The sequence below is a fragment of the Streptomyces ziwulingensis genome, assembly GCF_039542605.1.
GTDB classification, from domain to species: domain Bacteria; phylum Actinomycetota; class Actinomycetes; order Streptomycetales; family Streptomycetaceae; genus Streptomyces; species Streptomyces ziwulingensis.
Genome location: NZ_BAABIG010000007.1, coordinates 115,990 through 131,317 on the forward strand (window position 1 = coordinate 115,990; position 15,328 = coordinate 131,317).

The window sequence follows — 15,328 nt, forward strand, 5'->3', positions numbered from 1 at the left end:
CGACGAGCACGAGGAGCAGCAGGAGAGGGGCACACGCATGAGACGCGGCATCGGCGGGCCGGCCGGACCCCGGGCGCTGCCGGTCACGGCCCTCGCCCTCGCGCTGGTCCTGATCGCGGGCGGGTTCGCCGCGTGGACGGGCTGGGACTGGTACGACGCGGCCCACGACGACACCGTGTCGTACGCCGAGCAGCGCGACCAGGCGCTCGCGGCCGGTGAGCAGGCCGTGCAGAACCTCAACACCCTCGACCACCGGAAGATCGACACCGGCCTCGACCTCTGGGAGTCCTCGACCACCGGAGACCTGCACGAGCAACTGGCCTCCGGCCGGGCCGAGTTCGCCGACCAGGTGAAGGCGGCCAAGACGGTCACCACGGCCCGGGTGCTCTCCGGTGCCCTCACCGAACTCGACGACCGGGCCGGCCGCGCCCGGGTGCTGGTCGCCCTGCGGGTGACGGTGAAGGCGCCCGGCGACGCGAGCACCGACAAGGACAGCCGCATGCTCGGCGAACTGACCCGCACCGGCGGCCACTGGAAGCTCAGCGCCCTGGGCCAGGCCCCGGTCGGCGCCACGTCGGCCGGCTGACCCGGCCGCAGAAGAGGACGACACCCGATGCCGACGACCCGTCACAGCCTCAACACCCTCCGCCGCCGCCAGGCCCGAGAGGCCCTGCGCCCCCCGCACGAGCCCGCGGACAAGGCTCGCCCGGAGCCCGCGGGCCCGCGCACCACAGCCGAGGACAGCGCCCCCGGGGGGCGCGAGGAACCGCGCGACCGGCCACAGCGCACCCGCACCCGGCGCCCCGCACCCACCGGAACGGCGCGCACCCGCACCCCGCGTTCGGGGCGCCCCCTCGTCGCCCTCTGCCTCCTCACCCTTCTCCTCGGCGCCTTCGCCGGCTGGGCGCACGCCCGCGCGGAGAACCTCCGCGACGACCCCGCCGCACGCAACACCGCCCTGTCCGACACCGCCCGCACCAGCGAGATCAAGGGCCGGACGACCAAGGCGGTCGCCGCGCTCTTCTCGTACGACCACGCCGACCCCGCCGCCTTCGACCAGGCGGCGAAGGAGTGGCTGACGGGACGCGCGGTCGCCCAGCACCGGGACCTGTTCGGCGCCGTGCGCACCCAGGCCGACAAGGAGAAGGCGGTGATCACCACCACGGTCACCGACAGCGCGGTCGAGCGCATCGACGGCGACCGCGCCCGCGTGCTGGTCTACGCCGACCAGAGCAGCGTCAGCACCGCCGGGGACAAGAAGGCCGAGGACGACGGCACCTACGCCGGCGCGATGCTCGCCCTCGACGTCGTGCACCGCGACGGCCACTGGCTGGTCTCCGGCATCGACACCTTCGGCCGCTGACGACCGGCACCCCGGCCGCCGCCCACCGCCCCCCGCGGCCGCCGAAAGAGGCCGCCCACCCTGCCCGTAGAGCACCTCGCACCACCAGGGAGTGAGAGACCATGCCCAAACACCGCGCCCGACGCGTACCCGCCCGGACCCGGCAGGGTCTGCGGGCCACCGCCATCGCCGTGACCGCGGTGGCGGCGCTCACCGCCTCCCAGGCCCCCGGGTCCCCGCAGCAGCGGGGGAACAGCCGGCCGGCCGCGGACGGCGACCGCCTGGCCCCGGCAGCGGACCTCCCCTACGCCGAACTCGCCCCGCCCGGCGACGGCTCCTACCACACCGAACTCCCGCCCCTGGTCTCCCCGGAGGCCCCGCTGCGCGCCGGGCAGGTCACCCGGGCCCGCACCGAGTCCGGTATCCCGGGCACCGTGCTGCGCGCCTACCGCGCCGCGGAGAGTGCCGTCGCCAGGACGGACCCCGGCTGCCGACTGCCCTGGGAACTGCTGGCCGGGATCGGCAAGGTGGAGTCCGGACAGGCGCGCGGCGGCGCGGTCGACCGCGACGGCACCACCCTGGGCCGCATCACGGGCCCGGCGCTCGACGGGGGCGACTTCGCCCTGATCCTGGACAGCGACGGCGGCGTCCACGACGGCGACCCGGTGTACGACCGGGCGGTGGGGCCGATGCAGTTCCTGCCGTCGACGTGGGCCCGGTGGGGCGCGGACGGCAACGGCGACGGCCGCGTCGACCCCAACAACATCTTCGACGCGGCGCTGGCGGCCGGGCACTACCTGTGCGCCGGGGACCGCGACCTGAGCCGGGCGGCCGACCTGGACCGGGCGATCCTCAGCTACAACAACTCGCGCGCCTACGTCGAGCTGGTCCGCTACTGGCTGGACTTCTACCGCCGGGGCGTGCACACCGTGCCCGACGGCAAGGGCGTCATCCCGCTCACTCCCGGGGCCGGCGGCGACACCCCGGCGACGAGGCCGGCCGACGGCGAGGACCGGGGCGGCCCGCACGGGAACGGCGGGAAGGGCGACAGCGGCGGAGACGGCGGCGGCATCATCATCGGCCCCGACCCCGGAAAGCCCAGCCCCACCCCCTCCGGGTCGGCGCCGACCTCACCGTCCCCCCAGCCGTCCACGTCCACGTCTCCGTCCACCTCCCCGTCGGCCTCCCCGTCCACCACGGAGCCCGACCCGACGCAGAGCCCCGAACCGTCCCCGTCCGACCCCACGACGCCGGACCCCACCCCCACGACCCCCACCGGCTCGCCGACCGCCGAACCGACACCCTCGCAGGAGTGCCCCTCCGACCCGGAGACCCCCGCCCAGGACACCGACGCGCCGACCGCCGGCGACCCCACGGCACCCGAGGACGAGCCCACCTGCCCGGCCTAGCGACACCGGTCCCCGACGCCCCTGGTTGACGCCGTAATTGCAACTGGTGTGCAATAACCCAGCAATGGCAGCAACGGCACCAGTGGCACCGAGCGTGGGGGACCCATGAGCACCCGTCGGACCTGTCGGACCCGTCGGACCCGTCGGATACGAGAAGCCGCCGCCGCGGCGGCGGCGCTGACGGTGGGCGCCGGCGCCTGCTCGGCGCCCCAGGGCGGCGGCGGGGACGGCGGGGCGGCCGAGTCCGTCGTGATCGGGGTGGCCTCCGAACCGGACACCCTCAGCCCGCTCCTCGGCTACGGCAAGGACGGCAACTCCAAGATCTTCGACGGACTGCTGGCCCGCGACACCGACCTGCGGCTGAAGCCCGCCCTGGCGGCCGCCCTGCCCGAGATCGGCGACGGCGGCCGCACGTACACCTTCACCCTGCGCGCGGGCGTGAGGTTCAGCGACGGCGAACCGCTCACCGCCGACGACGTGGTGTACACGTACCGCACCGTCCTCGACGAGAGGACCAACAACACCGCCCGCAGCGAACTGGACGCCGTGCGCGGCGTACGGGCCGAGGGCGAGGACACGGTCGTCTTCACGCTGAAGTACCCCTACGCGCCGTTCGCCGCGCGCACGGTGCTGCCCATCGTCCCCGAGCACCTCGCGGGCGGGCAGGACCCCAACACCGGCGCCTTCAACACCGAGCCGGTCGGCACCGGCCCCTACACCCTCGCCGACTGGAGCAAGGGCGAGAAGCTCACCTTCAAGGCCAACCCCGGGTACTGGGGCGGCGCGCCGAAGGTGAAGACGTTCACCATGGCGGTCATCGCCGACGACAACGTCCGCGCCACCCGCCTGCGCTCCGGCGACCTCGACGGCGCGGTCCTCCCGCCCAACCTGGCCGCCACCTTCGAGAAGGACCGCTCCAGGCGGACGTACCAGGCGAAGTCGTACGACTTCCGGGCCGTCACCCTGCCCACGGCGGGGAAGGTCACCGGCGACCCGGCCGTGCGCCGCGCCCTGGACGCCGCCGTGGACCGGCAGGCCATGGCCGACAGGATCCTGGACGGCGCGGGCCGGCCCGCCTACGGGCCGCTGCCCTCCGACGACCCCTGGTACGACAAGCGTGTCGAACGCGCCCAGGACCTGGACCGGGCCCGCGAGATCCTGGACGAGGCGGGCTGGCGGCCCGGCGGGGACGGCGTCCGCGCCAAGAACGGCGAACGGGCCGCGTTCACCCTGTACTACCCCGCCGGCGACAAGGTCCGCCAGGACCACGCCCTCGCCTACGCCTCCGACGCCAAGCGGGCCGGTGTCGACGTCGAGGTGGAGGGCGCCACCTGGGAGGTGATCGAGCCGCGCATGGGACGCGACGCGGTCCTCGCGGGCTTCGGCAGCGTCGGTGACCCCGACTTCGGCCTCTACACCCTCCTGCACTCCTCCCTGGCCGGCGACGGCTTCAACAACATGGCCCGCTACGCCGACCCGGCCGTCGACGAGGCGCTCGACGCGGGCCGCCGCAGCCAGGACCCGAAGCGGCGCGGCCGGGCCTACGACACCGTCCAGCGGGCCCTCGTGGCCGACCCCGGCTACACCTTCCTCACCCACATCGACCACCTCTACGTCCTCGCCGACCGCTGGGCCGGGCTGAGCACCCAGCTCGAACCGCACGAGCACGGCTTCGCCAGCGGCCCGTGGTGGAACATCGAGGACTGGCAGCCGAAGACGTGACCCGTACCCACCGCCGCCTGCCCTGGGGGCCGATGGCACGCCTGGCCGCGCGGCGGGCCCTGTTCGCCGTCCCCGTCCTGGCCGTCGTCACCTTCGGCGTCTTCGCCATCGCCGCGGCCTCACCCTTCGACCCCGTCAAGGGCTACGCCGGCACCGCCGCGCTCGGCGCCGACCAGGAGACCCTGGACCGGCTGCGGACCAACCTCGGCGCCGACGAACCCTTCGTCAGCCGCTGGTGGAACTGGCTGACCGCCGCGCTCGGCGGCGACCTCGGCCACTCCAGCCTGCTGCGCCAGCCGGTGACCGAGGTGATCGGCGAACGCCTGGTGTGGTCCGCGCTGCTGTGCGCGGTCGCCTTCGCCGCCGCCGTGCTCACCGGCACGGTGCTCGGCGTGCTGGCCGCCCGCCGCCCCGGTTCGCTCCTGGACCGGGCCGTCACCTCCCTCGCCTACACCCTGGAGGCGGCCCCCGTCTTCTGGACCGCGCTGCTCGCCGTCTGGCTCTTCGCCCTCCGGCTGGACCTCCTCCCGGCCGGCGGCCTGACCGACACCGCCAGCGAACAGATCACCCCGGGCCAGGTCGCCACCCACCTCGTCCTCCCCGCGGGCGTCCTCGCCGTCTCCCAGCTCCCCTGGTTCACCCTGTACGTCCGGCAGGGCGTCGGCGACGCCCTCGCGGAGGACCCGGTGCGCGGCGCCCGCGCCCGCGGCCTCGGCGAATCCACCGTGCTGCTGAACCACGCCCTGCGCTCCGGACTCCTGCCGGTGCTCACGCTGATCGGCTCCCGGGTCCCCGAACTCATCACCGGCGCCCTGCTGGTGGAGACCGTCTTCAGTTGGCCGGGCATCGCCGCCGCCACCGTCGAGGCGGCCACCGCCGTCGACTTCCCGCTGCTGGCGGCGCTGACCACCCTCGCCACCGCCGCGGTCCTCGCCGGGAACCTGCTCGCCGACCTGCTCTACGGACTGTTCGACCCGAGGGTGAGACTCAGTGACATGTGACACCCCACGGCCGCCCGCGGCCGAACCGGCCCCGCCCTCCCCGGCGTCCGGACCGACCCCGCCCTCCCCGGCGTCCGGGCCGCCCCCGCCGCCCCCGGCGTCCGGACCGGCCCCGGCCGCCTGGCGGTCCCGGGGCCGCCAGGGCCGCTCCACCCACACGCTGCGGCTGCGCGGCTCCGCCGCGCTGGTCGCCGTGACCGTCCTCGCCGTCCTGCTCGTGCCGCCGCTGGCCCAGCTCGACCAGCAGGCCGTCGACCTCGCCGCCGAACTGCGGCCCCCGAGCCCGTCGCACCCCTTCGGCACCGACGACGTCGGCCGCGACCTGCTGCTGCGCTGCGTCTACGGGCTGCGGGTCTCCCTGCTGGTCGGGGTCGCCGCCGCCCTCACCGCGACCGTCGTCGGCACCGCCGTGGGCGCCGCCGCCGGGGCCCTGGGCGGCTGGTTCGACCGGGGTCTGATGCGGCTCGTGGACGCCTTCTCCGCCGTACCGCACCTGCTGCTCGGCGTGTTCATCGTGGCGATGTTCCGGCCGGGGGTGTGGCCCGTGGTCGTCTCGGTCGCCCTCACCCACTGGCTCTCCACCGCCCGGATCGTCCGCGCCGAGGTGCTCTCCCTGCGCTCCCGCCCGTACATCGACGCCGCCGTCTCCGGGGGCGCCTCCCGGTGGCGGGTGACCGTACGGCACCTGCTGCCCGGGGTGCTGCCGCAGGCCGCGCTCGCCGCCGTCCTGATGGTGCCGCACGCCATGTGGCACGAGTCGGCGCTCTCCTTCCTCGGCCTCGGCCTGCCCACTCACCTGGCGAGCCTCGGCAACCTCATCCAGCAGGCCCGGGGTTCGCTGCTGGCCGGGCAGTGGTGGCCCACCCTCTTCCCGGGCCTGTTCATCATCGTCCCCACCCTCGCCCTGGCCGGCCTCGCCGGTGCCTGGCGGGAGCGGATCAACCCCCGGCGCCGATCGGAGCTGATGCTGTGACCGCCCGAGCCGATGCCGGGAGCGCCGATGCCGGGAGCGCCGAGACGGGCGCGGTGACCGAGCGCGCCCCGGTCCTGTCGGTCCGCGGACTGTCGGTGCGCTTCCTGATGCCGGGCGGGCGGCGGATCGCCGCCGTCACCGGCGCCCGCTTCGACGTGCGGTCCGGCGAGTGCCTGGCCCTGATCGGCGAGAGCGGCTGCGGCAAGTCCGTCCTCGCCTCCGCCCTGCTGGGCCTGCTCCCCGGCAACGCGCAGACCGCCGGACAGGCCCTGCTCGGCGACCTCGACCTGCTCACCGCCGACGAGCGCACCCTCGCCCGCACCGTACGGGGCCGCCGGATCGGCCTCGTACCGCAGAGCCCGGCCGCCCACCTCACCCCGGTGCGCACCGTCCGCTCCCAACTGCGGGAGACGGTCGCGGCCCTGACCCCGGTCCGGGGCCGGGCGGCGCTGCGTACCGCCGCCGAGACCGCCGCCGCCCGCGCCGCCTTCCCCGCCGGCCACCTCGACCACCACCCGCACCAGCTCTCCGGCGGCCTCGCCCAGCGCGCCGCCACCGCCCTCGCCCTCGTCGGCGACGCCCCACTGCTCCTCGCCGACGAGCCCACCACCGGCCTCGACCGCGACCTGGTGGACCGTACCGTCGACGAACTGCGACGACATGTCGACGACACCGACGCGGGGGACCGCGCGCTGCTGATGATCACGCACGACCTGGCGGCGGCCGAACGCATCGCCGACCGGGTCGCCGTGATGTACGCGGGCCGCATCGTCGAACTCGGCGACGCGGCCGCCTTCTTCGGCGCACCCGGCCCCCGCCACCCCTACAGCCGCGGCCTGCTCCAGGCCCTGCCCGACCGCGCCTTCACCCCCGTTCCCGGCCTGCCTCCCGAGCTCGGCGCCCTCCCGGCGGGCTGCGCCTTCGCCCCGCGCTGCGACCGGTCGACGGACCTCTGCGCCACGCCGCCCCGGCCGGCCACCGTCCCACCCCCGCCGGCCGTCACCGTCGCCTGCCACCACCCGCACGTCCCCGCACCGGAGGCCGCCGACCGTGCTTGAACTGCGTTCCGTCACCGCCGGGTACGCCCGGGACACCCCGGTCTTCCGGGACGTCTCCCTGACCGTCGCGCCGGGCGAGGCGGTCGGGCTGCTCGGCCCCAGCGGCTGCGGCAAGTCCACCCTGGCCCGGGTCGCCGCGCTGCTGCACCGCCCCGACGCCGGGACCCTCACCGTCGACGGCGAGACCGTACGCCGCTGGCGGCACCGCGCGCCGCGCGCCACCCGCACCGCCTTCGGGGTCGTCTTCCAGCAGGCCCGGCTCTCCGCCGACCCCCGGCTCCCGCTCACCGACCTGATCGCCGAACCGCTGCGCGCCACCGGCCGCCGCGCGCACCTCGCCGCCCGGGTCGCCGAACTCGCCGCCACCGTCGGCCTCACCGCCGATCTGCTCGGCAGGCGCCCGCACGAGGTCAGCGACGGCCAGCTCCAGCGGGCCTGCCTCGCCCGCGCCCTGGTGCTCCGCCCGCGCTGGCTGGTCTGCGACGAGATGACCGCGATGCTCGACGCCTCGACCACCGCCGCCCTGGTCGCCGCCGTCGAGGAGTACCGCGCCGGCACCGGCGCCGGACTGCTCGCGGTCGGCCACGACCGCGTCCTGCTGGACCGCTGGTGCGACCGCACCGTCCACTGGGCGGCCCTCACCGGCGAGCACCCCCGCCCACCCGCTCCCCAGGAACCGACAAACTCCGACGGGGTAATTGATTCGGTTGTGTCCGGGTCCTAGGGTGACCGTGTTTCCGTAGTCGTCCCCTCACCGGCAGTCGCGACGCCCGCCACCGCAACCGCCGTCCGCGCACCGTGCGTTGAGCCGCCACCCGCCCCCCACGGAAGGCCACGGTCATGCCGCACCCGCCCCACTCGCCCGCCGCGCCCCCGGTCGTCAGCCGCCGCCGCCTCCTGGAGGGCGGCACCGCCGTCCTCGGCGCGCTGGCCCTGTCCGCGACCGCCACCGGGGCCGGCGCCGCCACCCCGGCGGCCACCCCCGCCCCCGACGGCCCCCCGGAGTGGAACGACTTCGGCGTCTTCCGGGTCGGCACCGAGCCGCCGCACACCACGCTCATGCCGTACGCCGACGTCGAACAGGCCCTCGCCGCCGACCGCACCCGCTCGCCGTACCGCCTGAGCCTCGACGGCACCTGGAAGTTCGCCTACGCGGACCGCCCCGAGGACCGGGACGCCGACTTCCACCGCACCGACCTCGACGACGGCGACTGGGAGACCATCCCGGTCCCCTCCGTCTGGCAGCTCCACGGCCACGACTTCCCGATCTACCTCAACGTGACCTACCCGTACTGGGGCCCCAACGGCCTGGGCGAGGAACCGCAGCCGCCCACCGCGCCGACCCGCTACCACCCGGTCGGCCAGTACCGGCGCACCTTCACCGTCCCCCGCGACTGGTCGGGCCGCCGCACCTTCCTCCACTTCGAGGGCGTGAAGTCCGCGCACTACGTGTGGATCAACGGCGAACTGGTCGGCTACGACGAGGACTCCTACACCCCGTCCGAGTACGACATCACCGACCACCTGAAATCCGGCACCAACCAGATCGCCGTCGAGGTCTACCGCTACGGCGACGGCGACTGGCTGGAGGACCAGGACATGATCCGGCTGAGCGGCATCTTCCGCTCGGTCCACCTCTACTCCACCCCGGCCGTCCACCTGCGCGACTTCCGCCTCGACACCCCGCTCGACGACACGTACACCGACGCCGAACTGCTCGTCACCGCGAGCGTGCGGGCCTACGGCGGCGGCGACGCCGGGCGGTACACGGTCGAGACCCAGCTCCACGACGCCCGCGGCCACGCCGTCTGGGCCCGGCCGCTGACGGCCACCGTCGAGGTGGACCCGGCACGGGCCGGCCAGGACGCCACCGTACGGGCCGGCAAGGCCGTCACCGCGCCGAAGCTGTGGTCGGCGGAGCACCCGCACCTGTACACGGCCGTCCTGCGGCTGCGCGACCCGGCGGGCAGGGTGACCGAGACCCTCTCGCACCGGGTCGGCTTCCGCGAGTTCGCGCTCCGGGACGGCCTGATGCGCGTCAACGGCAAGCCGGTCTCCCTGCGCGGCACCAACCGCCACGAGATGCACCCCGCCCGCGGCACCGCGCTCACCCGCGCCGACCTGGTCCAGGACATCGGGATCATGAAGCGGGCGAACATCAACAGCGTCCGCACCTCGCACTACCCGAACAACCCGCTGTGGTACGAACTCGCCGACGAGTACGGCCTGTACCTCGTCGACGAGACCAACCTGGAGACCCACGCCATCCGCGACGAGTACCCGGGCAGCCACCCCCAGTGGACCGAGGCGTGCGTCGCCCGCGCCCAGAACATGGTCCACCGCGACAAGAACCACGCCTCGGTCGTCATCTGGTCCCTCGGCAACGAGGCCGGCACCGGCTCCACCTTCACCGCCATGCACGACTGGATCCGCTCCTACGACACCACTCGCGTCATCCAGTACGAGGGCGACGACCGCCCCGGCGTCAGCGACATCCGCTCGGAGATGTACGACACCCCGCAGCGGGTCGAGCAGCGGGCGAAGGACACCGCCGACACCCGGCCGTACGTGATGATCGAGTACGCCCACTCGATGGGGAACTCCACCGGCAACTTCAAGAAGTACTGGGACGTCGTCCGCCGGTACGACGTGCTCCAGGGCGGCTGGATCTGGGACTTCGTCGACCAGTCCCTGTTCTGGCCGGTCCCGCCCCGCATCCTGCTCACCGAGACCGGTCCCCGCTCGCTGCGCGGCGAGATCGTCAACCCCAGCGGGGGCATCGACCCCGCCGAGGGCCTGCACGGCGGTACGGTCTTCGCCCGCGACGACAGCCTGGACCTCACCGGCTCGCTGACCCTGGAAGCCTGGGTCACCCCGCACGTGACCGGCTACCACCAGCCGATCCTCACCAAGGGCGACACCCAGTACGCGCTCAAGCAGGACGGCCGCGACCTGCAGTTCTTCCTCCACTCCGACGGCCAGTGGATCACCGCGACCTGGCCGACGCCGGACGACTGGACCGGCCGTGAGCACCACGTCGCGGGCGTCTTCGACGCGGACGCCGGATCGCTCACCCTGTACGTCGACGGCGTCGCGCGGGCCACCCGCGCCACCACCCGCCGCCCCTCCGTGAACACCGCGCCGCTCTCCCTGGCCACCGACGCCGACAACCAGGTCCGCGAGTTCAGCGGCACCATCCGCCGGGCACACGTCTACGCCCGCGCCCTGCGCGCCGCCGAACTGGCCGACGACGGCCGCGGCCCCGACGACGACGGCGTCCGCTTCTGGTTCGACGCCGCGACCGCCGGAGTCCGCGAAGCGCGCCCGAAGCAGAAGACGTTCCTCGCCTACGGCGGCGACTGGGGCGACAACCCCAACGACGGCGCTTTCGTCGCCGACGGCATCATCACCGCCGACCGCCGCCTCACCGGCAAGACCACCGAGGTCAAGCGCGTCTACCAGGCGATCTGGGCCACCGGCCGGCCCGGCGGCGGCCCCGGCGCGGTCACCCTCACCAACGAGTACCTCTTCACCGGCCTGCGCGAGTTCGACGGCCACTGGGAACTCGTCGCCGACGGCCGGACCGTACGACAGGGACGGCTGACCCGCGAACAGCTCGACGTCCGGCCGCTGTCGGCCAAGGACATCACCCTGCCCGTACGACTGCCCGACGACCCGGCGCCCGGCACGGAACTCTTCCTCCAGCTCTCCTTCACCACCAGGGAGGCCACCCCCTGGGCGAAGGCCGGCCACGAGGTCGCCCGGGTCCAGCTCCCCCTGGACGCGGACATTTCCGCCGCGGCCCCGGTGCCGCTTGGCCGGGTCCCCGCCCTGCGCCACCGCGACCGCGACGGCGAGATCACCGTCGACGGCCGGGACTTCTCCGTCACGGTCGACAGGCGCACCGGGACGCTCACCGACTACCGGGCGCACGGCGTCCGGCTGCTCACCTCCGGGCCGGTGCCCAACTTCTGGCGGGCGCCCACCGACAACGACAAGGGCAACGGCCAGCACACCCGCAACCAGACCTGGCGCGACGCGGGCAGCCGCCGCCGGGTGACCGGCGTCGCCGTGCGGAGCCTCCGCGCGGACCGGGCCGTCGAGATCAAGGTGACCGGCACCCTGCCGACCACCGTCGAGTCGGCGTACACCACCACCTACACCGTGTTCGGCAACGGCGAGATCAAGGTCGACAACACCCTGCGTCCGGGCGCCGCGAGCCTGCCCTACATCCCCGAGATCGGCACCCTGCTCTTCCTCCCGCGCCGCCTGGACCGCCTGCACTGGTACGGCCGCGGCCCCGAGGAGAACCACTGGGACCGCCGCACCGGCACCGACGTCGGCCGGTACTCCGGGACCGTCGCCGAGCAGTGGACGCCGTACATCCGCCCGCAGGAGAACGGCAACAAGACCGACGTCCGCTGGGCCGCGCTCACCGACCGGGGCGGCGTCGGACTGCTCGCCTGCGGCGAACCCCTGCTGGAGGTCAACGCCTCGCACTTCACCCCGGAGGACCTCTCGGCCGGGGTACGGCACGACTACCAGCTCACCCCGCGCGACGCGGTCGTCCTGCGCCTGAACCACCGGCAGATGGGCGTGGGCGGCGACAACAGTTGGGGCGCGCACACCCACGACGAGTTCAAACTCTTCGCCGACCGGGACTACGCGTACACCTACCGGCTGCGCCCGCTCACCGACCTGGGCGAGGCGATGAGCCTCTCGCGGCGCCCCACCGCGGTGGAATAACTCCCCGGGAGCCCGGGGTAACCGGGCTCCCATGGGTGACGTACTGGTCGGAGCGTGTTCCTGGACGGACCGGCAACTGGTCGCGAGCGGCTGGTATCCACGCGGACACAAGGACGCCGAGGGGCGGCTGCGGCACTACGCCTCCCGGCTGCCGGTCGTCGAGGTGGACTCCGGGTACTACGCGCTGCCCAGCCGCCGCAACAGCGAACTGTGGGTGGAGCGCACGCCCGAGGGATTCCGCTTCGACGTCAAGGCGTTCTCGCTGCTCACCGGACACCCCACCCGCGCCGAGGCGCTCCCCGCCGACCTGCGGCCCCCGGGCGGCTCCCCGGCGCGGGGCCCGGCGAGCCCGGCGCTCCTGGACGAGGTGTGGGGACGGTTCGCCGCGGCGGTCGAACCGCTGCGGACGGCGGGCCGCCTGGGCACCGTGCTCTTCCAGTTCCCGCCCTGGCTCGCGCCCGGCCCCCAGGCGGAGGAGACGCTCCAGGCGTGCGCCACGCGGACGGCGGGCTGGCCGCTCGCCGTGGAGTTCCGGCATCCCGGGTGGTGGCAGGCGGAGCGGGCCGACACCACCCGGGCACTGCTCGCCGCCCTCGGCGCGACGGCCGTCGGCACCGACATGGCCCAGGGGCTGACCGCGTCCCTGCCGCCCCTCGCGCCGGTCACCCGGCCGGACCTCGCCGTCGTGCGGTTCCACGGCCGCAGCAGGTCCTGGGGCCGGGGCAGCAAGGAGGACCGGTTCCGCCACCACTACGACACCGCCGAACTCGCCGCCTGGGTACCCCGGCTGCGGCGCGCCGCCCGGCAGACCGGTGAACTCCACGTCCTCTTCAACAACTGCTGCGCCGACGCCGCCGTACGGGCCGCCGAGGAGATGCGGGCCCTGCTCGCCGCACCGGAGCGGAGCCGCTGATCCGGCCGGTGATCCGGTGATCCGGCCGCGCGGCGGGCCTCGGCGGGCGGGCCGGAGGCCGAGGTCGGATTTCCGCCAGCCCAGCGGGCCCCGGTGGACCATCCTGGAACCATGCGGAAAGGGATGCACACCGACACCGAGCGCTGCGTGCGCGCCGTCCGGTCCAAGGACGCCCGGTTCGACGGCTGGTTCTTCACCGCCGTCCTGACCACCGGCATCTACTGCCGGCCGAGCTGCCCGGTGGTACCGCCCAAGGCCCGGAACATGGTCTTCCACCCGAGTGCGGCCGCCTGCCAGCAGGCCGGGTTCCGGGCCTGCAAGCGCTGCCGCCCCGACACCAGCCCCGGCTCCCCGGAGTGGAACCGGCGCGCCGACCTCACCGCCCGCGCCATGCGCCTGATCGCCGACGGCGTGGTCGACCGGGACGGCGTCCCCGGCCTCGCCGCCCGCCTCGGCTACAGCACCCGGCAGATCGAACGCCAACTCCGCGCCGAACTCGGCGCGGGACCGCTCGCCCTGGCCCGCGCCCAGCGCGCCCAGACCGCCCGGCTGCTGATCGAGACGACCGCACTGCCGATGGCCGACCTCGCCTTCGCGGCCGGCTTCGCCTCCGTGCGCACCTTCAACGACACCGTCCGCGAGGTCTTCGCCCTCAGCCCCGGCGAACTGCGCACCCGCGCCCCGAAGAACCACGGGAGCGGCGGCACCCCCGGCACCCTCGCCCTCCGCCTCCCCTTCCGCACCCCCCTCAACCCGGACAACCTCTTCGGCCACCTCGCCGCCACCGCCGTACCCGGCGTGGAGGAATGGCGGGACGGCGCCTACCGCCGCACCCTGCGCCTGCCGCACGGCCACGGCATCGCGGCCCTGGCCCCGGCCCCCGGCCACATCGCCTGCCGCCTCACCCTCACCGACCCGCGCGACCTGCCCGTCGCCATCAGCCGCTGCCGCCGCCTGCTCGACCTCGACGCCGACCCGGTGGCGATCGACGGACAACTGCGCACCGACCCGCTGCTCGCGCCGCTGGTCGACAAGGCGCCGGGCCGGCGCGTGCCCCGGACCGTCGACGCAGACGAGTTCGCCGTCCGGGCCGTTCTCGGCCAGCAGGTCTCCACCGCCGCCGCCCGCACCCACGCCGCCCGGCTGGTCACCGCGCACGGCGACCCCGTCGAGGACCCGGAGGGCGGCCTCACCCACCTCTTCCCGACGCCCCGGGCACTGGCGGCCGTGGACCCCGGCACCCTCGCCCTGCCCCGCACCCGCCGGGCCACCTTCACCACCCTCGTCGGCCGGCTCGCCGACGGCTCGCTCCGCCTCGGCGTGGAGAGCGACTGGCCGCGGACCCGCGCCCAGCTCCTCGCTCTGCCCGGCTTCGGCCCCTGGACGGCCGACGTCATCGCCATGCGCGCCCTCGGCGACCCCGACGCCTTCCTCCCCACCGACCTCGGTGTCCGCCGCGCCGCCCGCGGACTGGGGCTGCCCGCCACCCCGGCGGCGCTGACCGCCCGCGCCGCCGACTGGCGGCCCTGGCGGGCCTACGCCGTCCAGTACCTGTGGGCGACCGACGACCACCCCATCAACGTCCTGCCCGGCCGAGAGGAAGCCCGCCCGTGAAGCGGCACACCGTGACCGACAGCCCCTACGGCCCGCTCACCCTGGTCGCCGCCGACGGCGTCCTGTGCGGGCTCTACATGACCGGCCAGCGCCACCGCCCGGCCGAGGAGACCTTCGGCGACCGCGACGACACCCTCCCGGCCTTCGCGGCGGCCACCGAGCAGCTCGGGTCCTGGTTCACCGGCGCGTCGCGGGAGTTCACCCTCGACCTGCGCCTCATCGGCACCCCCTTCCAGCGCACCGTCTGGGAGCAACTGCGCCGCATCCCCTACGGCGAGACCCGCACCTACGGCCAGCTCGCCGCCGCCCTCGGCACCCCGGCCGCCTCCCGCGCCGTCGGCCTCGCCAACGGCCGCAACCCGGTCGGCATCATCGTGCCCTGCCACCGCGTCATCGGCGCGAGCGGCGGCCTGACCGGTTACGGCGGCGGCCTGGACCGCAAACGCCGCCTCCTGGACTTCGAGCGCGGCCCGGCACTCTTCTAGGGCGTGTGTCGAAGGTCCCGTCCGCCGGCCGGCGGTTTCCGGCCGGAGCCCGGAAGATCCCAGAT

General features: G+C 74.9%; 12 protein-coding genes. All 12 read left to right on the top strand.

What is annotated here, in order from left to right; translation table 11 throughout:
• Nucleotides 1-37: 37 nt before the first annotated feature.
• The 12 genes from ABEB00_RS03400 to ABEB00_RS03455 all read left to right on the top strand — a co-directional run bounded on the left by ABEB00_RS03400 (nt 38) and on the right by ABEB00_RS03455 (nt 15,263).
• On the top strand, nt 38-586 hold the full coding sequence (locus ABEB00_RS03400; RefSeq protein WP_345617504.1) for a hypothetical protein: 549 nt from the start codon (nt 38-40) through the stop codon (nt 584-586).
• Between the two features lie 27 nt (nt 587-613).
• Complete coding sequence (locus ABEB00_RS03405; RefSeq protein ID WP_345617335.1) at nt 614-1,363, top strand: hypothetical protein; 750 nt, start codon at nt 614-616, stop codon at nt 1,361-1,363.
• A 101-nt stretch (nt 1,364-1,464) separates the two neighbouring features.
• A complete protein-coding gene (locus tag ABEB00_RS03410; RefSeq protein ID WP_345617336.1) occupies nt 1,465-2,751 on the top strand; it encodes a lytic transglycosylase domain-containing protein in 1,287 nt (428 codons plus the stop codon).
• A gap of 105 nt (nt 2,752-2,856) precedes the next feature.
• Nucleotides 2,857-4,473, top strand: coding sequence for an ABC transporter substrate-binding protein (locus tag ABEB00_RS03415; protein WP_345617337.1), 1,617 nt, complete (start codon nt 2,857-2,859; stop codon nt 4,471-4,473).
• 32 nt (nt 4,474-4,505) lie between these two features.
• The gene (locus ABEB00_RS03420; RefSeq protein WP_345617505.1) at nt 4,506-5,474 is read left to right on the top strand and encodes an ABC transporter permease; all 969 of its coding nucleotides are present in this window, start codon (nt 4,506-4,508) and stop codon (nt 5,472-5,474) included.
• Between the two features lie 160 nt (nt 5,475-5,634).
• Nucleotides 5,635-6,447 carry an ABC transporter permease gene (locus tag ABEB00_RS03425; protein ID WP_345617507.1) on the top strand — a complete coding sequence of 271 codons (813 nt, stop codon included), beginning with the start codon at nt 5,635-5,637 and terminating at the stop codon, nt 6,445-6,447.
• Between the two features lie 107 nt (nt 6,448-6,554).
• Nucleotides 6,555-7,505: an ABC transporter ATP-binding protein gene (locus ABEB00_RS03430; RefSeq protein WP_345617508.1), complete on the top strand. Its 951-nt coding sequence runs from the start codon at nt 6,555-6,557 to the stop codon at nt 7,503-7,505.
• The gene (locus ABEB00_RS03435; RefSeq protein ID WP_345617338.1) at nt 7,498-8,229 is read left to right on the top strand and encodes an ABC transporter ATP-binding protein; all 732 of its coding nucleotides are present in this window, start codon (nt 7,498-7,500) and stop codon (nt 8,227-8,229) included. Before ABEB00_RS03430 ends, ABEB00_RS03435 begins: the two co-directional genes overlap by 8 nt.
• Before the next feature lie 116 nt (nt 8,230-8,345).
• A complete protein-coding gene (locus ABEB00_RS03440; RefSeq protein ID WP_345617339.1) occupies nt 8,346-12,251 on the top strand; it encodes a glycoside hydrolase family 2 TIM barrel-domain containing protein in 3,906 nt (1,301 codons plus the stop codon).
• Between the two features lie 31 nt (nt 12,252-12,282).
• On the top strand, nt 12,283-13,164 hold the full coding sequence (locus ABEB00_RS03445; protein ID WP_345617340.1) for a DUF72 domain-containing protein: 882 nt from the start codon (nt 12,283-12,285) through the stop codon (nt 13,162-13,164).
• A gap of 123 nt (nt 13,165-13,287) precedes the next feature.
• Entirely contained in the window at nt 13,288-14,778 is a 1,491-nt protein-coding gene (locus ABEB00_RS03450) for an AlkA N-terminal domain-containing protein (RefSeq protein ID WP_345617509.1), read from the top strand.
• Nucleotides 14,775-15,263: a methylated-DNA--[protein]-cysteine S-methyltransferase gene (locus ABEB00_RS03455; RefSeq protein ID WP_345617341.1), complete on the top strand. Its 489-nt coding sequence runs from the start codon at nt 14,775-14,777 to the stop codon at nt 15,261-15,263. Before ABEB00_RS03450 ends, ABEB00_RS03455 begins: the two co-directional genes overlap by 4 nt.
• Nucleotides 15,264-15,328: the final 65 nt, after the last annotated feature.